This is a genomic window from Collinsella sp. SGI.033 (assembly GCF_050315135.1).
In the GTDB taxonomy this organism is placed as follows: Bacteria; Actinomycetota; Coriobacteriia; order Coriobacteriales; family Coriobacteriaceae; genus Collinsella.
Window position 1 is genome coordinate 1 of sequence record NZ_JBNPOK010000023.1, and the last position, 21,020, is coordinate 21,020.

20 protein-coding genes are annotated in these 21,020 nt (G+C 61.0%); 12 read left to right on the top strand and 8 right to left on the bottom strand.

Annotated features, from left to right (window positions below; all coding sequences use genetic code 11):
- The first annotated feature begins 138 nt into the window (after positions 1-138).
- The gene (locus tag ACQRC0_RS07285) at positions 139-366 is read left to right on the top strand and encodes an IS3 family transposase (RefSeq protein WP_427728964.1); all 228 of its coding nucleotides are present in this window, start codon (positions 139-141) and stop codon (positions 364-366) included.
- A 184-nt stretch (positions 367-550) separates the two neighbouring features.
- On the opposite strand, the gene ACQRC0_RS07290 is transcribed toward ACQRC0_RS07285, so the two are convergent.
- The 3 genes from ACQRC0_RS07290 to ACQRC0_RS07300 all read right to left on the bottom strand — a co-directional run bounded on the left by ACQRC0_RS07290 (position 551) and on the right by ACQRC0_RS07300 (position 3,568).
- Positions 551-958 carry a GtrA family protein gene (locus ACQRC0_RS07290; RefSeq protein WP_370450581.1) on the bottom strand — a complete coding sequence of 136 codons (408 nt, stop codon included), beginning with the start codon at positions 956-958 and terminating at the stop codon, positions 551-553.
- A gap of 219 nt (positions 959-1,177) precedes the next feature.
- Complete coding sequence (locus tag ACQRC0_RS07295; protein ID WP_427728966.1) at positions 1,178-1,573, bottom strand: GtrA family protein; 396 nt, start codon at positions 1,571-1,573, stop codon at positions 1,178-1,180.
- Between the two features lie 78 nt (positions 1,574-1,651).
- On the bottom strand, positions 1,652-3,568 hold the full coding sequence (locus ACQRC0_RS07300; RefSeq protein ID WP_427728967.1) for a fructose-1,6-bisphosphatase: 1,917 nt from the start codon (positions 3,566-3,568) through the stop codon (positions 1,652-1,654).
- Positions 3,569-3,886: 318 nt separating this feature from the next.
- Between ACQRC0_RS07300 and ACQRC0_RS07305 the strand changes: the two genes are divergently transcribed.
- A complete protein-coding gene (locus tag ACQRC0_RS07305; RefSeq protein WP_427728969.1) occupies positions 3,887-4,777 on the top strand; it encodes a DegV family protein in 891 nt (296 codons plus the stop codon).
- A gap of 107 nt (positions 4,778-4,884) precedes the next feature.
- Here the strand turns inward: ACQRC0_RS07305 and ACQRC0_RS07310 are convergent, their stop codons facing one another.
- Positions 4,885-5,976, bottom strand: coding sequence for a hypothetical protein (locus tag ACQRC0_RS07310; protein WP_427728970.1), 1,092 nt, complete (start codon positions 5,974-5,976; stop codon positions 4,885-4,887).
- Positions 5,977-6,165: 189 nt separating this feature from the next.
- Here ACQRC0_RS07310 and ACQRC0_RS07315 point away from each other — a divergent pair, with 189 nt between their 5' ends.
- Positions 6,166-6,336 (top strand): hypothetical protein, encoded by a 171-nt coding sequence (locus ACQRC0_RS07315; protein WP_427728972.1) that lies wholly within the window; start codon positions 6,166-6,168, stop codon positions 6,334-6,336.
- A 21-nt stretch (positions 6,337-6,357) separates the two neighbouring features.
- Here ACQRC0_RS07315 and ACQRC0_RS07320 read toward each other — a convergent pair whose 3' ends face one another.
- Together ACQRC0_RS07320 and ACQRC0_RS07325 are read right to left on the bottom strand one after the other, a co-directional pair.
- On the bottom strand, positions 6,358-7,461 hold the full coding sequence (locus ACQRC0_RS07320) for an RsmB/NOP family class I SAM-dependent RNA methyltransferase (RefSeq protein ID WP_427728973.1): 1,104 nt from the start codon (positions 7,459-7,461) through the stop codon (positions 6,358-6,360).
- Positions 7,462-7,612: 151 nt separating this feature from the next.
- Positions 7,613-9,763, bottom strand: coding sequence for a methionine--tRNA ligase (locus ACQRC0_RS07325; RefSeq protein WP_427728975.1), 2,151 nt, complete (start codon positions 9,761-9,763; stop codon positions 7,613-7,615).
- 132 nt (positions 9,764-9,895) lie between these two features.
- Between ACQRC0_RS07325 and ACQRC0_RS07330 the strand changes: the two genes are divergently transcribed.
- The 3 genes from ACQRC0_RS07330 to queA all read left to right on the top strand — a co-directional run bounded on the left by ACQRC0_RS07330 (position 9,896) and on the right by queA (position 12,455).
- Positions 9,896-10,465 carry a DUF3267 domain-containing protein gene (locus ACQRC0_RS07330; protein ID WP_427728977.1) on the top strand — a complete coding sequence of 190 codons (570 nt, stop codon included), beginning with the start codon at positions 9,896-9,898 and terminating at the stop codon, positions 10,463-10,465.
- Between the two features lie 132 nt (positions 10,466-10,597).
- Entirely contained in the window at positions 10,598-11,173 is a 576-nt protein-coding gene (locus tag ACQRC0_RS07335; RefSeq protein WP_427728978.1) for an epoxyqueuosine reductase QueH, read from the top strand.
- A gap of 70 nt (positions 11,174-11,243) precedes the next feature.
- The gene (gene queA, locus ACQRC0_RS07340; RefSeq protein ID WP_154516097.1) at positions 11,244-12,455 is read left to right on the top strand and encodes a tRNA preQ1(34) S-adenosylmethionine ribosyltransferase-isomerase QueA; all 1,212 of its coding nucleotides are present in this window, start codon (positions 11,244-11,246) and stop codon (positions 12,453-12,455) included.
- A 399-nt stretch (positions 12,456-12,854) separates the two neighbouring features.
- Here the strand turns inward: queA and ACQRC0_RS07345 are convergent, their stop codons facing one another.
- Positions 12,855-14,627 (bottom strand): hypothetical protein, encoded by a 1,773-nt coding sequence (locus ACQRC0_RS07345; protein ID WP_427728980.1) that lies wholly within the window; start codon positions 14,625-14,627, stop codon positions 12,855-12,857.
- A 233-nt stretch (positions 14,628-14,860) separates the two neighbouring features.
- Between ACQRC0_RS07345 and tgt the strand changes: the two genes are divergently transcribed.
- The 4 genes from tgt to ACQRC0_RS07365 all read left to right on the top strand — a co-directional run bounded on the left by tgt (position 14,861) and on the right by ACQRC0_RS07365 (position 17,716).
- On the top strand, positions 14,861-16,000 hold the full coding sequence (tgt, locus tag ACQRC0_RS07350) for a tRNA guanosine(34) transglycosylase Tgt (protein WP_195622157.1): 1,140 nt from the start codon (positions 14,861-14,863) through the stop codon (positions 15,998-16,000).
- Positions 16,001-16,233: 233 nt separating this feature from the next.
- Positions 16,234-16,992 carry a TIGR00730 family Rossman fold protein gene (locus ACQRC0_RS07355; RefSeq protein WP_154515782.1) on the top strand — a complete coding sequence of 253 codons (759 nt, stop codon included), beginning with the start codon at positions 16,234-16,236 and terminating at the stop codon, positions 16,990-16,992.
- Positions 16,993-17,105: 113 nt separating this feature from the next.
- Entirely contained in the window at positions 17,106-17,405 is a 300-nt protein-coding gene (locus ACQRC0_RS07360; RefSeq protein WP_427728982.1) for a type II toxin-antitoxin system RelB/DinJ family antitoxin, read from the top strand.
- 2 nt (positions 17,406-17,407) lie between these two features.
- On the top strand, positions 17,408-17,716 hold the full coding sequence (locus tag ACQRC0_RS07365) for a type II toxin-antitoxin system YafQ family toxin (protein ID WP_427728984.1): 309 nt from the start codon (positions 17,408-17,410) through the stop codon (positions 17,714-17,716).
- A 93-nt stretch (positions 17,717-17,809) separates the two neighbouring features.
- On the opposite strand, the gene ACQRC0_RS07370 is transcribed toward ACQRC0_RS07365, so the two are convergent.
- Positions 17,810-18,670, bottom strand: a complete 861-nt coding sequence (locus tag ACQRC0_RS07370) for a DegV family protein (protein ID WP_427728986.1) — start codon at positions 18,668-18,670, stop codon at positions 17,810-17,812.
- A gap of 156 nt (positions 18,671-18,826) precedes the next feature.
- On the opposite strand from ACQRC0_RS07370, the gene ACQRC0_RS07375 reads away from it, so the two are divergent.
- The gene (locus ACQRC0_RS07375) at positions 18,827-19,489 is read left to right on the top strand and encodes an HAD hydrolase-like protein (RefSeq protein WP_427728988.1); all 663 of its coding nucleotides are present in this window, start codon (positions 18,827-18,829) and stop codon (positions 19,487-19,489) included.
- Positions 19,490-19,543: 54 nt separating this feature from the next.
- Positions 19,544-20,980, top strand: a complete 1,437-nt coding sequence (locus ACQRC0_RS07380) for a M20 family metallopeptidase (RefSeq protein WP_427728990.1) — start codon at positions 19,544-19,546, stop codon at positions 20,978-20,980.
- Positions 20,981-21,020: the final 40 nt, after the last annotated feature.

Genomic DNA, 21,020 nt, shown 5'->3' on the forward strand with positions numbered 1-21,020 from the left:
GAGAAAGGGTGCGGCACCTTTGCAAAACGGTGAAACCCGAAAGAAATTAGTCGTGAAATCCTAAATTTAGTTGTTGTGAAAAACAACCGCTGGCCGGGCTGGATATCGATATGCGAGCGGAACGGCCTGGTCAGGAGCATGTCGGCCAAGGGCTGCAGCCCCGACAACGCCGCGATGGAGGGCTTCTTCGGCCTGCTCAAGAAGGAGTTCTTCCACGGGAGGGACTGGTCCGGCTGGTCGCCCGGGGAGTTCATCGAGGCCCTCGGCGCGTGGATAGGGCGCTTCAACTCCGAGCGGGCAAGCGACGCGCTCGGTGGCGCGACACCGGACGACTACCGGTCGTCGCTGGGGATGGCCGCGATTTAGCGGTCCAGGAAATCGTCCGCAGTCCCGGCTGCAATCTGGGATACACTTTCCGGAACGGCGTTCATGGGGAAACTGCGTCCCATTCATGCACCGTAGCCCGCCTTCCTCGGCAGACTCTGCAAACAAAAAGCCGGTTGGAACGAGAATTCCAACCGGCTGCGAATGCAAGGGTATGTTTGGCCGTCTACGACCGTGCGCCTTCGAGGAAAAAGCGACGGCTAAAGTAGTTGTACCAGGTAACCAGGAACGTGGCGATGGCCTTCATGGCCTGGTAGCCGATGCTCAAAAACGTGACGCCCACAAACATGTACAGGTCGTTGAGGCCCAGACCGATCACCGACAGGATGGTAAAGATCGTGAACTCGCGCTTACGACTCATGCCCTCGCGATGGTCGAACACGTACTTCATGCTGAGCCAGTAGTTAACCACGACGGACGTGGTAAACGAGACCGTCGTGCTCATCAAAAAGTCGAGGTGGAACAGCTCGACGAGCGCAATAAGCATGCCCCAGTCGACGCCAAAGGAGATAAGGCCCACGACAGCGAACTTGAGGAACTGCTTGGTATGAGGTTGTGCCAGCGCGTTGCGCACGTAATCACATCCAATGCGTTGATGAATCGAGCAACGAGATACTTTAGAGCTTTTGCATGGCAAACGTAAGGTCTTTGGCAAGAACTATACGAACTCGCCAAATATTCAAGAGGTAATCCGCAAACGCTGCAAATCTTCCCGTAAACGAGCAAGGCCCAGGCAACGCTACGCTTGACGCGCGTCATCCGCAGGTCCCCGTAGTGCAACGAGGAGGCCGAGCTATTTGGTCTGCTCGCCCTCTAGGAAGATCTTTCGCGTTACAAAGTTGTAGACCATGACAAGTGCGGTGGCGCAAATCTTGGCGATATTGGCCTCGAGGCCCAGGCCGGCGTTGAGGGCAAGCACGATGCCGTCGTTGAGCGCCAGGCCAATAACGGATAGCACGACAAAGATGATGAACTCGCGGCGGCGGCTCATGCCCTCCTTGTGTGCAAACACGTACTTCATGCTCGCGACGTAGTTAAAGATGAGCGAGACGATAAAACCGCTGGTGTTGGCGATCAAGATGTTGAGGCCCAGGCCGTAGTGGAGCAGATTCATGATGCCAAAGTCGATGACGGTGGCAACGACGCCGACGACGCCAAACTTTATGATCTGCGCAAGGAGCTTTTGCATGGTACCTGCCTTAGGGTGGCGCCGGGGCGCCGCGGGGATGACAAACCCAGCAAGTTTAACCAATCCCCGCAGGCGGGGCTAGGCGCGCTCCTCGATAGCACCGTTTCTATATGCATCGAGGAGCTGGCGCAGGTCTTGGATCTGACTGCGAATCTTGACGCCGGTATCGGTGTCGCTCACCATGCGGCGCCGGTCGGCCTCGTCAAAGCGGTTGGTCTCGCTCTCGATATCGATGTTGCGGGTGAGCGCCTCGGCAACGCTGGTAAAGGCCTGGTGCGACTTAAGGCGGCATCCGCGCGAGCTCGAGATGAGCGTGTAACCGGCGATGCCCGTTTTGGGGTGGTAGGCGCGACAGAAACCGCCGTCGATTACCAGCAACTTTCCGTTGGCGCGGATGGGCTGCTCGCCCTTGGTGGTCTTGACGGGCGTATGGCCGTTGATGATATGGCCCGTCGGCGAGCAAGCCATGGGGGCGACGCCAAACTCCCGCATGATGTCGTCGCAAACGGACGAGGACGTGGTGAGCGTGTAGTACGGGTCCATCGGCTCGACCCACGTGCTCTTGTCGGCAATGTAGGCGCGCTCGAAGGTGCGCACCACGCGTCCGCTGGCGGGTGAGTTAAAGCCGATCCACAGGTACCACATCCAGTCGAGGGCATCGCGGTCGCCGACGCGCCAGGCGCGGCGGGCGATATAGTCGCAAAAATCAAAATAATCGCGGCCGGCATGCCAGGTACCCAGGCAGTTCATGCTGCTAAAGGTGCCGTCTTCGTTGAGCGGTACGCAGCCGTGGAACAGCAGATTGCCGTTGGCGACCTTATACATGGAGCCGTGGGTATAGAGGAAATCGATGTGGCGATGCAGATGATCGGCGGTGACAAATTCGGACACGAGCTTGTCGATGATGTGCTGCTCCTCGGGCGTGAGCGTGTAGGGGTCCGTTGGATCGACGGTGGGGAAGTCGTTGGTCGTGAGCGGCCACACGCTGCCGTCGGCGAGGGTGACCGTGCCGGTGTCGTGATCGACCTTGTCGAGCAGTAGACGGTCGGCCATGTCGAACTCGGGGTGGCGCTGGATAATCTGGCCCTCGAGCTTAAAGAGCAGAACGTTGATGGCTTTGATGAGCGGGCTGATGGGCTCGCCGGCGGTATAGGTAGCGTTGGCAAAGGCGACAAGCTCGCGCAGCGAGATGCCGTAGTCGTTCTCGAGAATCTCGTAGTTGTCGTAGCGCAGGTTGTTGCGTAGCACCGTGGCGATGCAGGCAGGCTCGCCGGCAGCGGCGCCCATCCACAACAGGTCGTGATTGCCCCACTGAATATCGAGCGAATGATAGGTGAGCAGGCGGTCCATAATCTTGGCCGCGCCGCCGCCGCGGTCGAAGATGTCGCCCACCAAGTGCAGGTGGTCCACGGCGAGGCGCTTGATGAGCGAGGCGAGCGACTCGATAAAGTCGTCGGCGCTGGCGGTCTCCAAGATGGATTCGATAATGCGCTCGTGATAACGCACGCGGTAGTTGTTCTCGTCCGGATGCGTGTGCAGCAGCTCGTCGATGATGTAGGCGTAATCGCGCGGGATGGCCTTACGTACCTTGGAGCGGGTGTAGCGGCTCGAAAGCGAGCGGGCAACCACAATGAGCTGGTTGAGCATGGTCTTGTACCAGGTGGGCGAGTCCTCGTGCCGGCTGCGGACCAGATCGATCTTCTCGCGCGGGTAGTAGATGAGCGTGCACAGCTCGCCCTTTTCGTTAAAGGAGAGCGTGTCGCCAAAGATTTCGTCGACATGCTCGCGCACGACGCCCGAGCAGTTGTTGAGGATGTGCATAAAGGCTTCGTACTCGCCATGCACATCGCTCATAAAATGCTCGGTGCCCTTGGGCAGGTTGAGGATGGCCGAGAGGTTGATGATCTCGGTGAATGCGGATTGCTCGGTGGGGAACTGTCTCGACAGCAGGCGCAGATACTTGAAGTCTTGCGGATTGCGATCGAATGCGACCATGAAACACCTTCCGATGTGGTTGGTAAAACCGATAAACATCGTCAAACGTTTATCAGTATGCGCTGCTTTTGTTTCAATTGGGGTTAGGAGATTGAATTGTTGGCCGAACGGTTTGCTAAATCGATTTAGTCAAGGTAGATATGGCGGTTGAGTGGAGACGTAGGGTCGTTTTTGCAGGCGCATACCTCCGGGATCGCTAGAGATGATGACGGTAAAGATGTTCACTACCTTTGGTTCAATTTGGTAAATAACGGACATTTGTACCGTATTCACGCATGCTGTGCGATAATTTGCGCAGCAATGAGTAAGGAGCCTCATATGAGTGATTTTGTCCTGACCTGTGAATCCGCTGCCGATCGAACCCGTGAGTTCTTTGCGTCGCGCAATATTCCTGTCGTGTGTTTTCATTACGAGATCGACGATGTTGTCTATACGGACGATCTGTATCAGTCGATTACGCCGGACGAGTTTTTTGCTCAGATTGCCGCGGGCGCCATGCCCAAGACGTCTCAGGTGAGCGTGGGTGAGTACGAGGAGTTTTGGGAGCCGTTTGTTGCCGAGGGTAAAGACGTGCTGCACCTGACGTTGTCGTCGGGTATTTCGGGCACGTATGGATCGGCCTGCGTTGCGGCGCAGATGCTCGCGGATCGCTATCCCCAGGGCGGCAAGGTGCGCGTCATCGATTCGCTGGCGGCGTCTTCGGGCCTTGGCCTGCTGGCGGAATGTGCCGCCGACGTTCGCGATGGCGGCGCTTCGCTCGACGAGACGGCCGCTTGGATTGAGGAGCATAAACTCAACCTGCACCACTGGTTCTTCTCGACCGATCTGTCGAGCTACCTGCGCGGCGGTCGCATTTCGGCCGCGAGCGCGATCATCGGCACGGCACTCAAGATTTGCCCGCTTATGACGGTCGATTGCGAAGGTGAGCTGGCGCCGCGTGAGAAGATTCGCACCAAGAAGCGTGCGATTTCCGAGATGGCTAAGACCATGATGGCACACGTGCAGGGCGGTGCGGATTATTCGGGTAAGTGCATCATGTCGCACTCGGCGTGTCGCGAGGATGCCGAGGCAGTTGCGGCGCTGATAGAGGAACAGATTCCGCAGCTTAAAGGCAAGATTGAGATTAATGACATCGGTACTCTGATTGGCTCGCATACCGGACCTGGTACGGTGGCGCTCTTCTTTATGGGCGACAAGCGCGTGGACTAACGTTTGTGGGCTGGCTGACGGTTTTAACGGCTACGCCTGTCCTCCTGACATTTGATAACAGAAAAAGGCCCGTCCCGTTGTTTGCGGGGCGGGCCTTGCTGTTGCGGCTAGCGTTTCTTTCCACGGAAGAAGAAACCGTGTAGCGAGGGCTTGAGTCCGCGGTTGGCGCGACGCTCCTCGATATGATCGTGGATCGAGGCGACGCGCTCGATGACCTCGTCGGGAATCGGCACGTCGGGATTCATGTTCTCGACCTGGCTGACCTCGGCGGCGGCGACCTGGTCGATAATGGGCACATCGTCGCGCGAGATGACAGGCGTGGCGTCTTCCTTCATCTTGCGGTAGCGCTCCATCATGTCGGTTTGCAGCTGCTGGGCCGAAGGCGGCGTCCAGATGATAGCGTTGGCGCCGGCGGCGATGGTTTCGCGGATGCTCTCGGGCGTCTTGCCACCCGGTGCGATGAGCGGCAGGCTGGGATAGTGCTCTCGCAGCTCGCGTAGGACCTGGGGTGTGTTTTTGCCGGCGGCGATGTTGAGGATCTTGGCCCCGGCGCGCACCTTGGCGTGGGCATCGTCATCGCAGCGAACGACCGTGGCGATGACGGGGATGTCGGCGATGTTGGTGATGTGCTCGACCATCTCGGCGGTAGCGGGGGAGTTGACCACGCAGCCCGCCGCGCCTTGCATCTCGGAGACGGCCGCCATCTGCACGGAGCGCTTACCGGTGGTGGTACCGCCGCCAACGCCCACAAAGACCGGGCACTCGGCAACAGTCAGCAGCGCCTGCGTAATGGCGGGCTGCGGCGTGAAGGGGTAGACGGCAAACACGGCGTCGGCATTGGAGTTGCGGATGACCGCCACGTCGGTGGTGTAGATGAGCGATTTGATGCGGCGTCCAAAGAGCGTAAAGCCGCTGGCCTCCTCGATCTCATCGGGCATGCGGAGGGCCGCCTTGCGCAGGCGCCCATCGATGGGCAGCGGCTCCATGGGCAAAAGGCCGCTGGGGGTTACGGCCACCTGGGGCTCGGTAAATTCGTCCGCAAGCTCAACCTCTGAGAAATCGACCGAGGCGACGATGTCCTCGTGAACCTCGGCGGGAACATCGATGGGGGCTTGGTCGTTCGTCGCGGCGGGCGTGTCGAAGGAGCTGGTGGCGACAAAAGCGTCAACGCGCTCGTTCAAATCGTTGAGAGAATCCATTGCGGTCCGTTTCTATAATGTGCGGTCGGCAGCGTGCGACCGGCGCTACGTTGCTAAAACGTTTGACGAGTTGATTTTTCCCCGCCGCGCTATCCGTTAGACCGAAGGGCCGGCGAACGTGAAGGAGCTGTGGTGGCAGGTTTTGAGGTGCTATCTTAAATGTCCCGTTTATAAGAGAGGTGGCGCGGTATGGAAATCACGACGATATTGAGCTCGATTGGCCTATGCGTGGGCGCAATCGTAGCCGCCGCGGTCATCTACTTTGTGGTTACGGCCATTAAGGGCAAAAAGGCCGAGCGCAAGGAGCGTGAAGCGCTTGCGCGGCATAAGGACCAGCAGGACAAGCGCGCACGGAGATAGCTTGTTGAGTTGGTCCGTGCGCTAGCTGCGTTTTCGGATCAGAGCGATGTAGAAGCCCTCAAAGTCGCGGCTGGGCGGGATGGTCAGCGTGCCGGGCATGCCGTTGGCGACGGTCGAGACGTGGCCGGTGGCGATGGCCTCGGTGAGGGCGTTGCTCTCGACGCGTGGCTCTTCGCCAGCTTCCTGAGCACGGCGCGCTTCGCTTTCGCTCGGCGTGCCGTCGAGGGGGATGAGCTCGCAGTCCATGTGTTTGTCGAGGGCCTCCTGCAGGGCGTCCTCGTTTTCCTGCGGCAAGATCGAACAAGTCGAATAGGCGAGCGTGCCGCCCGGCTTGAGGGCGCCCATGGCGCGGTCCAGAAGCGCGCGCTGCGAGCGGGCGCACTTGCAGAGCAGCTGCTCGGTCAGGCCGCGCAGGCTTTTCTCGTTGCCGCTGATGACGGTGCCCGTGCCGGTGCAGGGGGCGTCGAGCAGGATGCGGTCAAAGCGGAAGAATTCGTCGAGCTCGCGTGCGTCGATACGCATGACGGGTACGTTTTTGGCGCCCTGGCGGCCCAAGTTGGCCTCGAGCTTTTCGGCGCGGGGAATGCTCATCTCGCAGGCGGTGAGGTGCGCCTGTCCCTGGGTGAGGGCGGCGATCTGCGTCGTCTTGCCGCCGGGGGCCGCGCACATGTCCAGGATATCCTCGCCGGCCTGAGCGCCCAGCACCAAAGGAGGCATCATGGACGACAGGCTCTGCAGATAGATTTTGCCGTTGCGGTAGATGTCGAGATCCCACAGATCGGATACCTGGGCCTCGGGCAGGATGAAAGCGTCCGGGTACCAGGCAACGGTTTGGTGGGCGATGCCGGCTGCGTCGAGCGCGGCGGCGATGTCCTCGGCGGTCGCCTTGAGCGTGTTGGCGCGCAGCGTGACCGGGCGTGTCGCCGCGGCGCCAAAGCCCTCGATCATGAGCTCGGCATCGGCAGGCGCATAGGCGCCGGCGACCGTGTCGACCATAAAGCGCGGCAGGTCGGCGGCGGAGTGTTGGGCGGCAAGCTGGTCGGAAAGCTCGGTAGCGGCAAACTGCCTGAGCTTGAGCTCGGGCTTAACCTGCTTTTTCTGCTTACGACGACGCGGCTTGGACATCCGTCTTTCCTTCCCATTCCATTAAAAGTAGTCAATTTGGGACGGGGCTATTTTAGCTGCCCGTCCGTTTCGGCAGGCGTTGCAGTTAAATTTGGGACGGGGTAGCTAAAATAGCCCCGTCCCAAATTGACTAGTCTGCCTTGGCGTTTGTCTAGTACTGGCTCTCGTGCTTGCTAAAGAAGTCGAAGCGCGGGGGCAGCGGCTTCACGCGGTGCTCGCCGGGCTTCTCGCCCAGGCTCTCCACAAACTCATCCGTGGAGGCAAAGATGTTGTCCCAGCTAAAGAAGGCGACCGGATCGACGTCGAAGTACTCGCAGATGAGCTCGCAGCCGGCCGGCACAATACCGTGCATGAGCACGGTCGCCACGCGCAGTTCGGTAAAGGCGTCGACCAGTGCCTGCGTCATTGCGGCGTTGGCTGGCTCGCCCTCGAGCTTGTTGGCAGCCTTGGAGGCGTCGCTCCAGCGCTTGTTGGCGGCACGCAGGTAGTCGTCACACACGGCGAGCGCGCGGTGCGTCTCGAACTTGTACATGGCCTGCTCAAAGGCGAGAGCTGCCTGCTGGGCGGCTTCGACCACGGTGGCGGAGGCGGCACCGGCGGGGATGCAGCCGTTGCGGTAGGGGCTCTCGTCGCCCTCCTTGACGGCGACGCCGTAGAAGCAGCTGCGGGCCAGGCGGTTGAACACGCCGGTCAAAAGCGCGCTCTCCTTAAGGGCCGGGTCGATAACGCGCTTGTCGTCGCAGGCGCGCACCTCGTTGCCGTCCTTGTCCTTGCCGGTCACGCGTGTGTCATATGCCTTGGGGCTAAAGCTCACCGGCTTCTCGGACAGGCCGAGCGACAGCCAATGCGCGCGCATCTGCTCGCAGGTGTAGTGGTTGAGCAGGTCGTCTGCCGGCGGGGGAGGCGTCTGCGAGGACGAGCTGGCCTTTTTGCCCATGTAGAGCAGGTGATAGCAGGCGCTGACGGTGCTCTGCGTGAGGTTCCACCCCAGGGCCTCCCACATGGCGGTCTGCGCGATGCAGTAGAAGTAGATGTTGTCCTGACCGATAAACTGGTAGATCTGTGCGTCGTCAGAGCACCACCAGTCGCGCCAGTCGAGCGAGCTGTGCTGGTAGGTGGGTGCGGGGACCTGCGTGGAATCGGCGGCGGGCTCGCCCATGAGGGCGGCATCCTGGGCGGCGACGCCTTCGGTCACGCCGGCGGCGCGGGCGTCGCGGGCGAGCACGGTGCGGGTGTAGCTGATGGGCGCCCACAGGCTCTCGGGCCAGCACCAGCAGGTGACGTCGGAGACGCCATCGACCTCGGGCACCGGAACGCCCCAGTCGATGTTGCCGGTGATGCGGAAGGGCACGAGCGCCTTGCCGCTACGGAAGCGCACGCCACCGTTGGCGAGCACCGCGTGGGCGTCGTCGCGCTCCTTCCAGCTGGGGAAGGTGACGGTAAAACTGCTCTTGTTGCCCTCGGGCTCCAGCACGGTGTGCTCGGGAAGCTGATCCTCGACGGCGTCGAAGGCCTCGCGGAACTTGTTCTGGATGTAGAGCTGTGCCGGCAGCAGCCACTCCTCCATGGTCTTGGAGACCACGGAGCGAACCTGCGGGTTCTGGGCGAGCTTGGCGGTGTAGGTCTTCATAAAGTCGAGGTAGGCCGGCAGGTCGAAGTAGAGGTTGTCGACCGGGCGCAGCTCGGGCACCTCGCCGGTGAGCTGGCTCTTGGGCGCGATGAGCTCCTCGGGCTCAAACTGGTGGCCCAGGTCGCACTCGTCGGCATAAGCCTTCTCGGACTTGCAGCCTTGGATGGGGCAGCGGCCGATGACCTGGCGACCGTTGAGGAACGTGCCGGCCTTGGCGTCGTAGAACTGCAGGGTAGAGCGCTTGGAGATGGTGCCCTGCTCGTGCAGGCGCTCGATAATCTCGGCGGTCACCTTGTTGTGAATCTGCGCCGCCGGCTCAAGGCCCGAGCCGCCGTAGATATCGCAGCTGATGTTGTAGTTGTTGAGGGTCGCGGCCTGACGAGAGTGATTGGACTCGACATACTCGCTAATGGACTTATCGTAGCCCTCGTTCTCCTTGAGCTTGCGGTAGCTCTCCATGATGGGCGAGCCGTAGCAGTCGGTGCCCGAGGTGAAGATGACGTTCTCGCGGCCCAGGCGGTCGCGCAGGAAGCGGGCGAAGAAGTCGGCTGGAACAAAGACGCCGCCAACGTGGCCAAAGTGAAGACCCTTGTTGCCATAGGGCTCGCCGGCGGTAACGATGGCGCGGCGAGGCCAGCTGGGACGGTCGTTCATGGAGTATTTGGATGCCATGGGACTCCTTCGCATATGGTGAGAGCGCAGCCGGGCGCAAGGCCTGGCGACGCGGTGGTCAATTCGTGCATATCGTTCGACATTATCGCACATGCGGACGGGTACGTGGCAGGGGCGCTATCCTAAGATGCTATGAATGAGATTTCCAACATACATGCGTTTGAAGACGAGGATTTCCTGCACGCTTGCTTTGTGTGGGGGATGGCCGTGCTTGGCGCATTTGCCGTGTGCCTGGTGCCGGTGTTTATGCTGCTAGGTGGGCCCGCGGACTTGGATGCGGCTGACGCGGGTGGCTGGACGGCTGTCTTAGGCTGGATAGTTGGCTTGGCTGCGGTTTCGGTGGCGTCATTTGCCGTGCACGAGTTGGTGCACGGCGTGTTCTTTAAGCTGCTGGCTCCTGCGGGCGCGCAGGTGACCTTTGGGGCGAACCTCGAGACGTGCATGATTTACGCCTGCGCCGAGGGCGTGGTGTATTCGCGCCGGCGGTACGTGGCAGTTTGTCTGGCGCCGACGGTTGTTGTGACGACGGCGTTTGCCTTGGGGTTTGCGTTTTCGGGCTATCCGCTGCTGTGCTACCTGGCGGCCGGCTTGCATTTGTCGGGCTGTGTGGGCGACTGGTATTACGTGCGGACCATTTTGCGCGACCGCCGCATTGTCGCCTGCGAGGACACGTCCTTTGGCGTGCGCTTTTTCGCAAGGTAGTCTTTTTGGGACGGGGCTATTTTGACTACTTTCCTGTTGATGCAGGTATTTGGAACTGCTTGACGTTAAAAGTAGTCAAAATAGCCCCGTCCCAAAAAGACTACCCTGGGCAAAGATTGGGAGGAGATGTCCATGAAGCCGCTGCTGCTGCATGCGTGCTGTGCGCCGTGCTCGCTCGAGCCGGTTCGTCTGCTGCGTGAGGAGGGGTTTGAGCCCACGATTTGCTGGACCAACCCCAATATTCAGCCGCGCGATGAATGGCAGCGCCGTTTGGACGAGCTGCGCCGGTGGTGTGCCGATGGCGACATCGAGCTTATCGAGGCGGGGGAGGACCGCGAGCGCTGGGAGGCCGGCGTGGCCCCGCTGGGCGCCGATCGACCCCGTCGCTGTCGTGCGTGCTATGCCCTGCGCCTGGCCGAGGCATGCCGTGTGGCCCAGGAGTGCGGGTTTGAGTTTGTGGGTACGACGCTCGCCGTCTCGCCGTATCAGTTGTTCGAAACCTGCAATGACGTGCTTGAGCGCTTGGCGGCGGCACATGGGCTCGCCCCGGTCATTCGCGATTTTCGCCCGTATTATCCCGAGGCGACACGCCGTTCGCGCGAGCTGGGTATGTATCGGCAGAATTATTGCGGCTGCCGATTCTCGGCCGTCGAGGCGGCCATGGACCGCGCCCGCATCCGCGACGAGCGCAAAGCCGCCAAAAAGTAGTTCTTTTGGGCTGGCAGCCTGCTAGGATGTAGAGCGGATTTTAGCTATATAAGGAGTATTCGACGTGTCTATGCGTACCGATGATTTTGACTACAACCTTCCTGAGGAACTGATTGCCCAGGCTCCTGCCGAGCCGCGCGACTCCTGCCGCCTGCTGGTGGTTGACCGCAAGGGCTCCCAGGCGGGAACGCCGCTGGAGCATGGCGGCACCGTCGAGCACCGCATCTTCCGCGACATCATCGACTATATCGAGCCGGGCGACGTGCTCGTCATCAACCAGACGCGCGTGATGCCGGCCCGCCTTATCGGTCGCAAGGCCGGCTCGGGCGGCGTGGTCGAAACGCTGCTGCTCAAGCGCCGCGAGGACGTGGATCCGCTGGGTCACGTTTGGGAGTGCCTGGTCAAGCCGGGCAAGCGCCTAAAGCCCGGTGCTCAGATTGAGTATCGCGCCGGTGGTGCCCATGCGCCCGAGGGTGCTCCCGTGGTGCTGACGGCCGAGGTCGTCGACTTTGTTACCGATAGCCGCGGCGGTCGCCTGGTGCGTTTTGAGCCGGCCGGTTGCAATGCCGCCGGAGAGCCGCGCACGCTCGATGAGGCCATCCATGCTGCCGGCCACGTGCCGCTGCCGCCCTACATTACCGATTACGAGGGCGATCCCGAGAAGTACCAGACCGTCTACGCCATGAAGGAGGAGCACTCAGCTGCCGCTCCCACGGCGGGCCTGCACTTTACTCCCGAGCTCATGGCCGCTATCGAGGCCAAGGGTGCGAAGTTTGCCGCCGTCGAGCTCGAGGTGGGCATCGATACCTTCCGTCTGGTGGAGGAGGACGACCCCACGCAGCACGTGATGCACACCGAGCGCTATCACGTGTCGCAGGAGGTTGTCGACGCCGTGCATAAGGCTAAGGCCGAGGGGCATCGCGTGATTGCTGTCGGTACCACCGCAGTCCGCTCGCTCGAGAGTGCGTTTGACGCGGACGCGCCGGTGTCCGATCCGGCTGTGACGGCGCGCTATTTTGAGGGCCGTAAGGACGGGGCCGACACGCTCGGCCGTGGTGACATCGTGGCGCGCGAGAACGCGACGACGCAGCTCTACCTCATGCCCGGCTCGACCTATCACGTGGTCGACGCGCTGATCACCAACTTCCATGTTCCGCGCTCCACACTCATGATGCTCGTGAGCGCACTTGCTAGCCGCGACCAGATCATGGATGCCTATGCCGCCGCTATCGAGCAGCGCTACCGCTTCTTCAGCTTTGGCGACGCCATGCTCATTTGTTAGTTACGCGGTTCTACGAACCGCGTAACTGCTCGACGCTGCGCGGGCCGCATTTGGACAATCTGACGTTCAACTTCAAGGGCGCGACCAGAAGGTCAGCGCCCTTTCGTTTCACGTCACCTTGCCTCAAATGCGACCCGCTCGCTGTCGCTGGCAAAACATCGGCATTTCTTTGGTTGTCAAGAGATTGCCGTTCTGGCGGGTTTTCGCTGACTTCGCCAAATCATTGGCGTTGCCGTGGTTCAACCTGCCAAAAAGGGATAGGTTTATTTTGGCAGGTTTTATCTGGGCAAACGTTGTTGGTGCAATGGGGACTGCTTTATATGCACCAAGTTGGTGCAAAGTGGCCTGGCCCCTTTGCACCAATCAAAACGTTGCGGTGAGTGTTTTTTGGCAGCTGGTTTACTTGCTCGCGAACAGCCAGATTAGGACAATCACGAGGATTACGGCGACAATGCAGACGATTGCGCCGGTGAATTTGACGCGTGAGTCACGGGTGCGCTCGCGCACGTCGTTCTCGGCGGCTTCGAGCTGAGCCACTTCGCGCTCGGTTTCGGCACGCTCGTCCTTATCGCGAGCCAGGGAGCCCGCGAGCGATTCGGTGATCTCGGGATGGTTGTGCACCTCGGTCGCCTGCTCGATGATCGACTGCGCATGCGCGACGTCCGCCTGGGCATTGGCGATAGCTTGCTCTTGCTCTTGACGCGCTTTGTCCTCGGTGACGATCTTCTCGCGTAATTCGCGCTGGCGCGTTGCAGCGGCCGCCTTTGCGGTCTGCAGCTCGTCGCGCGCGGCATCGGCCTCGGCCGTCACGGCCTGATGGGCGCGCTTGGCGTCGGCGATGGGGGCTTGCGCCTGCTCGACGGCGTGCTCGGCGGCTGCGAGCGAGTGCTCAAGATCGGCGGTGATGCGCGGGACATCTTCCTCGGCTTTACGTAGGGCATCAGCCGTGTCGGAAATCTGCATCGAAAGCTCGCTGGTGCGCACCGTATAGTTGGCGGGATTTGCCGAGGGATTGCGCTGCAGCTCGGCATACTCACGGCGCAACGTTTCGAGTTGAGCACGCGTGGCGTCGACGGTTTGCTGCGCTGCGGCAACGCCGGCGTCGCGCTCGGCCTGTACCTTGTCGCGGATGCGCTTGGAATCCTCGAGACGTCGTACGAGGCGGTTACCGGTCTCGCGCGAGCTCGCCTCGCGCGCTTCGACGGCATCGAGTGCGGCTTTGAGACGCCGCTCGGTGGCGTCGTCCTCTTCTTTTATTTGTTCGAGCTGCGCTTTGAGCTCTGTTGTCTTGGCGGCATGGGTATCGCGGCCGATTTCTGCCGCCGCGGCGGCCTTTTGTGCCGTGTCGATAGCGTGGCGCTGCTCGGCGACGATTTGGTCGTAGCGGCCTGCGATATCCTGGCGCGTCTCGAGCTCCTCGCCTTGATCGGCGATGCGCTGATCAAGTTCGGCCAGATGGGCACGAGCATCCGCGAGCGCCTTCTTTGCGGCGTTCATCTCGCGCATGGCAGAGGCGCCCTGGGCGATAAAAGTGCCTACGGCGTTTGCTGTATTTGAGACGGCGGTTCCCAGATCGCGGCTGGCTGCAGGGGCGTGTGGAGCGGTCGGGTGACCGGCGTCGGCCGTACCCGCATCGGGCGCCTGCGACGTGGCGATATTGCCGGTGCCACCCTCGATCACGGAAAATCCGGCAGTGTGCGGGTCAACTGCATCTGCGCCAATTGTAGGGTGTTCGAGCTGTAAGAACGAAGGTACGGTGCTGCCTTGGTCGGCAACGGGGGTCTCGCCAGGCACGAAGGTCGATGCGGCCTCGGCGGCCTTCTCTTCTTCGGCGTCCACATCGGCGTCGGCCACGGCGTCTTTCATCGCTTTGACGGCATCCATCATGGAGTCCATGACGGCATCGAGCTCTTCTTCCGAAGACACCTCGATGGGGCCTGCCGCCTGTGACGCGGGGTCCGCGTCGGGCTCGGCGTCGTTCGACTCCGGTTGCTCGCCTTCGTCATGCTCGACAGTATCGCCTGTGTCTGTTGCCTTATCCGCACCGGCGTGCGCATCTTCGGCGGATGCATCGACGGAAGCGGCGACGCAGGTAGGAGTGCTGCAGTCGTCGGCGACGTCTGCGGAATCATCAATATGCTGCTGAGTCTGGGGGTCCAGCTCGTCTGTCATAGGCATGTGCTCCTCATCGTTGATTGTCACCCTATGATAAAGTCTCGCGCCGGCATCCCGCGCGCCGCAGCAAAGTTTCAAAACGTGTTCGATGGCTCGCTTGGATAGCAAAAATTTGGCCGCTCTATTCAGTTTGCGCTTGACATTCCCTTCTCCGAAAGACGTTATGCCGTTCACCTGCCACGGTCTTTATAATGGTTTGCGTATGAACCGCAACCAAGGAGTTCCAGTTTATGGACCAGAGCCTATTTAAATTCGACCTGATCGCCGAGGATCCGACGACGCATGCGCGTGCCGGCGTGCTGCACACTCCGCACGGCGACATCGAGACGCCGATCTTTATGCCCGTGGGCACCAAGGCAAACGTCAAGGGCATTCCTACCGAGACTGTCAAGCAGCTCGGCGCCCAGATCGTGCTCGCCAATACCTATCACCTGTCCATGCGTCCCGGCGAGGACACCATCGCCGAGTTGGGTGGTCTGCACAAGTTTATGAACTGGCATGGCCCCATCCTCACTGATTCCGGCGGTTTCCAGGTGTTCAGCCACAACGACGCCGTCAAGCTCACCGACGAGGGCGTGCGCTTTATCGTCAACGACTACGACGGCCGCCACGTGTTCTGGACGCCCGAGGACAACATGGAAATCGCCATGAAGCTCGGCTCTGACATCTGCATGCAGCTCGACCAGTGCCCGGGCTATCCCGCCACGCGCGCCTACGTTGAGCGCGCCGTTGAGCTGTCGAGCATGTGGGCCGAGCGCTGCTATAAAGCTCATACCCGCGACGACCAGGCGCTCTTTGGCATCGTTCAGGGTGGCATGCATCTGGACCTGCGCCTGCGTTCGCTGCGCCATCTGGAGGAGTGCGGTGACTTCCCCGGTTACGGCATTGGTGGCTACTCGGTGGGCGAGGACCACGAGACCATGTTTGAGACGCTGGCACCGCTCGCGAGCGAGTACATGCCCAAACATAAGCCGCGCTACCTGATGGGCGTCGGCAATCCGACGACGCTCGTGCGTGGTGTAGGCGTGGGCATCGACATGTTCGACTGCGTGCTGCCGACGCGCACCGGCCGCATGGGGACGGCGTTTTCGAGCGAGGGTCGCCTTAACTTCCGCAATGCCCGCTTTGCGCACGACGACGGCCCCATCGATCCTACCTGTACCTGCCCGGTGTGCACGGGCGGTTACAGCCGTGCGCTCATTCGCCACATGGTCACGCAGAAGGAGATGCTCGGCGGCATTTTGCTTTCGATGCACAACATCTACTACCTGCTCAACCTTATGCAGCGTGCCCGCCAGGCCATTATCGAGGGCCGTTACGGTGCGTTCGTGAGCGACTGGATGAACAGCCCCGCGGCAGTGGATTACTAAGAGCTGCGGGTGCGCTTACGGGGGCGCTCGCGCGGTGTCGAGGCTACGTGCCAATCGACCGTGCGTAACCGGCGCCGGGCATCGCATGCGTCGGCATCGGTTGCACGACCTCTGACCGATGCCTTGCAAGCGCTTGATGCATCGTGGGTACCATACCGAATGGTTGATGTTCGGGCGGGTGTTTGACGCATGGCGTCGACCCCGCCCGTTTCTATTTTCGATAGGAGTATCCCATGATTAAGAATGAGAACGTCGAGGGCGAGCCGGCCTACGACGAGACGTACCGACGCGGCCCCGTGGTTATGCGCGGCCCTATGATTCCTAAGGACAACACCTACGCCAACCTGCTGGCGCCCGAGGACTCGACTGACTGGTTGCACGCCGACCCGTGGCGTGTGCTGCGCATTCAGGCCGAGTTTGTCGATGGCTTCGGCGCGCTTGCCGAGCTCGGGCCCGCGGTGACCATCTTCGGCAGTGCCCGCACGCCCAAGACCGATCCGCTCTACAAGGCGGCGCGCACGGTCGGCCGCAAGATCGCGCAGCGCGGCGTGGCGGTTATCACCGGCGGTGGTCCTGGCATTATGGAGGCGGCCAACAGGGGAGCGGCGAGCGCCAACGGCAAGTCGGTCGGCTTGGGTATTGAGCTTCCGCACGAGCATGGGCTCAACAAATACGTGAACCTCGGCATGGACTTCCGTTACTTCTTTGTGCGCAAGACCATGTTTGTCAAATACAGCTCGGGCGCCATCGTGTTTCCCGGTGGTTTTGGTACGCTCGACGAGATGTTTGAGGTGCTCACGCTGGTGCAGACGCACAAGGTCAAGCGCATGCCGCTTGTTTTGGTGGGCAGCGAATACTGGCAGGGCCTGTTCGACTGGCTCAACGGCCCGGTGATGGATGCCGGCATGATCAGCCCACTCGATCCAGACCTCGTCCACATCACCGATGACCTCAACGAGGCCGTCGATATTGTCCTGAGCGGGCTGATGTAGGGCGAGCGTGCCTGTCGTTGTGGAATGTGAACGGCAGACTGATGCTATTTAACATCAGCCTGCCATCTAAACGGGGTATACTGATGCAAAAGACGAGGGCGAGGAGGTCGCATATGTCTACTGCAGCGGTTAAGCCTACGACGGTTCGCATCGAAGAGGGGCTCAAGGAACAGGCGACTGAGTTCTTGGATACGGTTGGTCTGAGTCTCAATTCGTATCTCAACCTTGCTGTCCGGCAGCTGGTAAATCAACGAAAGATTCCTTTTGAGATCGTAGGAAGGGCGGAGGTGCCCAATGAGGCGACGAGGCGCGCCATGGTGATTGCCGAGGCTCATGAGTTGGGGATTTTGCCGGACGACAGCCCGTCATTCAATAACGCCGATGAGCTTATATCGTTCCTCGATGAGGGCTAGCGATGTTTGAGATTAAAGTCGAGGCTCAGTTTAAGGCGGATTACAAACGGACGATGCGCGTCCATCCGCAGCTAAAAACCGAGTTTAAGGCGGCAGTTGCAGAGCTTGCGGCTCACGGCTCGCTTCCCGCGGAATATGGCGCCCACGAGCTTTCAAACCCGGGTGGCAACTACAACGGCCACATCGATTTCCATCTATCCGATGGCTTGGTCGATGTGGTCGTTCTCTACTTGCCGCATAAGACTAATCCGGTGATCAGACTGGTCAGAATGGGCTCACATGATGAGCTATTCCAGGGCCCACAGGGCTGAGTGCCCGTTTTTAAGTTGCGGTGGAATAGGGATTGATTTGCGGTTGATAAGCCAAAAACAGTCCCTATTCCACCGCAAGTGGTAAAGGTGCCCCTAGTGGATGGGCTGGTAGCGGGGACAGTAGCTGATGGCGATGGCGTCGACGCCTACGTGGGTGGCGATGGTGCAGCCGATGGGGCCGGTGCCGGCGTCTACGTAGTTCTGGCCTGCGAGCGCTTGGTTGACGAGCTCCTGCTCCTCGGCGGCGCCGGTCGTGAGCACACGTACGCTGGAGCCCGGGTGCTCGGCCAAAAATGCGAGGCAATCTGCCATGGTGTTGGTGACGATGCGCTTGGCGCCACGACCCTTTTTGATCGCCTTGATCTCGCCCGATTTCCACTCCGGCGAAACGGCCAGGCGAATATTGAGCATCTGCGTGAGCTGACCGGCGAGCTTGGGCGCGCGGCCGTTCTTAACGAGGTTCTCGAGCGTGCGGGGAATCAGCAGCAGATGGGCGTCGGGCAGCGTCGCGCGGATCTGCGCTTCGGTCTCGTCCAGGCTGCGGCCGTCCTCACGCATGGCCAGCGCGTACTCCACCAGCAGGCCCTCGGCACCCGAGCCGGTGCGCGAATCGATGCAGCGCACGTCGAGCTCGTGCGCTTCGGCCGTCAGGCTGGCGTTGGCATAGCAGGCGGACCACTCACTGCACAGTGAGATAAAGATGGCGCTATCGTGGCCGTCGGCGCGCACGCGGTCAAAGAGTGCCTTGAACTCGCCGGCGCTTGGCTGCGAGGTGTGCGGCAGCTGCTCGGATCCGGCCATGCGGGCGACGTATTCCTCGGCGGTAATCTGCACCTGGTCGAGCAGGTCTTCGCCTTCGATAATCACATGAAGTGGAATCACGTAAATGCCGAGCTCTTGGGCGCGGGCGGGGGAGATGTCCGACGTGGAGTCGGTTATGATGGCAAAAGACATAATTGCACCTTTCGTTGGGGCGCTTGCGCGCCGCCTTCTGAGAGCAAAGTGCGACAAGTATAGTAGAGTCGCTCCACATTGCTAGGTTCAATTGTTGAATAGTCAACAGTTTGAAGTGTCGGTGTGGAAATCTTCAACTGGGGAAGAGGGATGTCGATGGAGGCTCTGGAGATATGCAAGCGGCCGGTCGTGCTGTTTGATTTTGACGGCACGGTGGCCGATACGGGCCGGGCGGTGATGACCTCGACGCGTAAAACGCTGGCTGCGCGCGGGTTTTCTGAGGCGCAGATGGGTGACCTGCGCCGCATGATCGGGCCTCCGTTGTGGAAGAGCTTCCACGACTTTTACGGCTTCTCGCGCGAGGAGTCGCTTGTGGTGGCCGACGAGTACCGTGCCTTTTTTGATGAGCTGGGACCGGAAGAGTACCCCGTGTTCGATGGAATTCCCGAACTGCTCGATGGCTTGGCCGCCCAGGGGCATCACTTGGCCGTGGCGACGTCGCGCATGGAGGCAAAGTGCATCGACATGGTGCGCGAGCTGGGGCTTTCGCAGTTTGAGGCGGTGGTCGGTATGAATCCGCCGCAGGGGCGCGAGACCAAGGCCGATTCGGTTCGCGATGCCCTGGCGGCGCTCGGCGCGACGGCGGACGATGCCGTGATGATTGGCGATCGCTTTAACGATGTGGAGGGCGCGCACGCAAGGGGCGTGCCGTGCATTGGCATCTATTCGGGCGCGGCGGTGCCGGGCGAGCACGAGGCGGCGGGTGCCGATGCAGTGGTGCACTCGGTGGCCGAGCTTGCTAAACTTTTCGCCATCTAATGACGTTATGCGAGGGGCGGGTGTGACCGTCGCTCATTGGTAAGGAGGTCGTCCATGAATCAGGTGGAGCAGAGCGTTACCGAGTATGTCGACGAGATCTGGGAAGATGTCGTTGCCGATATCGAGCAGCTGGTGAGCTATCCGTCCGTGGCCGTTGCTGCCCATGCGGAGCCCGGTGCGCCGTTTGGCCGCCCGGTCCGTGATGCGCTCGATTGTGCGCTCGGCATTGCGCAAAAGCTCGGCTACCAGACGAGCGACGACGAGGGCTATGTGGGCATCGCCGACATTCCCGGCCGCGGCGATAAGCAGCTTGCGACCATCTGCCATGTGGATGTGGTGCCCGCCGGTCCCGGTTGGAACACCGACCCGTTTGCGATGGAGCGCCGCGAGGGCTGGCTGCTCGGTCGTGGCGTGATCGACGACAAGGGCCCGGCCGTGTTGTCGCTCTACGCCGGTGCCTACCTGATCAAGCACGGCATTGTGCCGCGCTATACCTTCCGCGCGCTGCTGGGTTGCGATGAGGAAGTGGGCATGTCCGACGTTCACCATTATCTGGAGAACCACGCAGACCCCGACTTTTTGTTTACGCCCGATGCCGAGTTCCCGGTCTGCAATGCCGAGAAGGGCCAGTTTGGGGCGACATTTGTGAGCTCCAAGATCGACGGCGGGCGCATCGTATCGTGGAGCGGTGCCGAGGCGAGCAACGCCATTCCGTCGCAGTCTATCTGCGAGCTCGCGATTGCCGCCGATGAGCTGCCGGCGCCCGTTGAGAACGCCGACCGCCTGGAGATCACGGCGCTCGATAACGGGCATGCGCAGATTTTCGCCCACGGTATTGGCGGTCACGCTTCGATGCCCGAGGGAACGATCAATGCCGTCGGCCTCATCGTGGCGTATCTGCGCGAGGCCGAGGACGCGTTTGGTGCACGCGACGAGCGCCTGCTGACGCCCGCCGAGCACGAGTTTGTCAAGTTTCTGACCTTTGTACATGCGGATGCCTATGGCCGCGGCCTGGGTATCGACGCGACGAGCTCGGCGTTTGGCCCGCTCACGTGTAACCCCGGTGTTATCCGTGTGATGGATGGCCATATTGAGCAGGTCATCGACGTACGTTTCCCCGACAGCACGAGCGCCGATACCATCTGCGAGCAGCTCGAGCCGCTCGTGGGCCGCTTTGGCGTGACGTGCCGTGTGGGTCGTGCAAAGGTGCCGTTCTCGGTGTCCGCCGACGATCCGGCCGTAAAGGCGCTTATTGATACCTATAACGAGTTTACGGGCAAGCATGCCGAGCCCTTTGCCATGGGCGGCGGCACGTACGCGCGCAACTTTGCCCGCGCCGTGTCGTTTGGCCCCGAGGAAACCGGCCTGGAGCTGCCCGCATGGGGCGGCCAGATGCACGGCCCCAACGAGTGTGCCAACGAGGAACAGCTCAAGCAGGCGCTCAAGATCTATATTGTTGCGATCCTCCGTTTGAATGAATTAGAGCTTTAAGGTTACACGGTTTCCTAATCTAAGTTGCGATGGAATAGTT

Excerpts from the sequence above, each read along its gene's own strand:
- ACQRC0_RS07285 (WP_427728964.1), top strand. The coding sequence starts at position 139 with ATGTCGGCCAAGGGCTGCAGCCCCGACAACGCCGCGATGGAGGGCTTC.
- ACQRC0_RS07295 (WP_427728966.1), bottom strand. The coding sequence starts at position 1,573 with ATGCAAAAGCTCCTTGCGCAGATCATAAAGTTTGGCGTCGTCGGCGTC.
- ACQRC0_RS07300 (WP_427728967.1), bottom strand. The coding sequence starts at position 3,568 with ATGGTCGCATTCGATCGCAATCCGCAAGACTTCAAGTATCTGCGCCTG.
- ACQRC0_RS07305 (WP_427728969.1), top strand. The coding sequence starts at position 3,887 with ATGAGTGATTTTGTCCTGACCTGTGAATCCGCTGCCGATCGAACCCGT.
- ACQRC0_RS07310 (WP_427728970.1), bottom strand. The coding sequence starts at position 5,976 with ATGGATTCTCTCAACGATTTGAACGAGCGCGTTGACGCTTTTGTCGCC.
- ACQRC0_RS07315 (WP_427728972.1), top strand. The coding sequence starts at position 6,166 with ATGGAAATCACGACGATATTGAGCTCGATTGGCCTATGCGTGGGCGCA.
- ACQRC0_RS07320 (WP_427728973.1), bottom strand. The coding sequence starts at position 7,461 with ATGTCCAAGCCGCGTCGTCGTAAGCAGAAAAAGCAGGTTAAGCCCGAG.
- ACQRC0_RS07325 (WP_427728975.1), bottom strand. The coding sequence starts at position 9,763 with ATGGCATCCAAATACTCCATGAACGACCGTCCCAGCTGGCCTCGCCGC.
- ACQRC0_RS07330 (WP_427728977.1), top strand. The coding sequence starts at position 9,896 with ATGAATGAGATTTCCAACATACATGCGTTTGAAGACGAGGATTTCCTG.
- ACQRC0_RS07335 (WP_427728978.1), top strand. The coding sequence starts at position 10,598 with ATGAAGCCGCTGCTGCTGCATGCGTGCTGTGCGCCGTGCTCGCTCGAG.
- queA (WP_154516097.1), top strand. The coding sequence starts at position 11,244 with ATGCGTACCGATGATTTTGACTACAACCTTCCTGAGGAACTGATTGCC.
- ACQRC0_RS07345 (WP_427728980.1), bottom strand. The coding sequence starts at position 14,627 with ATGACAGACGAGCTGGACCCCCAGACTCAGCAGCATATTGATGATTCC.
- tgt (WP_195622157.1), top strand. The coding sequence starts at position 14,861 with ATGGACCAGAGCCTATTTAAATTCGACCTGATCGCCGAGGATCCGACG.
- ACQRC0_RS07355 (WP_154515782.1), top strand. The coding sequence starts at position 16,234 with ATGATTAAGAATGAGAACGTCGAGGGCGAGCCGGCCTACGACGAGACG.
- ACQRC0_RS07360 (WP_427728982.1), top strand. The coding sequence starts at position 17,106 with ATGTCTACTGCAGCGGTTAAGCCTACGACGGTTCGCATCGAAGAGGGG.
- ACQRC0_RS07365 (WP_427728984.1), top strand. The coding sequence starts at position 17,408 with ATGTTTGAGATTAAAGTCGAGGCTCAGTTTAAGGCGGATTACAAACGG.
- ACQRC0_RS07370 (WP_427728986.1), bottom strand. The coding sequence starts at position 18,670 with ATGTCTTTTGCCATCATAACCGACTCCACGTCGGACATCTCCCCCGCC.
- ACQRC0_RS07375 (WP_427728988.1), top strand. The coding sequence starts at position 18,827 with ATGGAGGCTCTGGAGATATGCAAGCGGCCGGTCGTGCTGTTTGATTTT.
- ACQRC0_RS07380 (WP_427728990.1), top strand. The coding sequence starts at position 19,544 with ATGAATCAGGTGGAGCAGAGCGTTACCGAGTATGTCGACGAGATCTGG.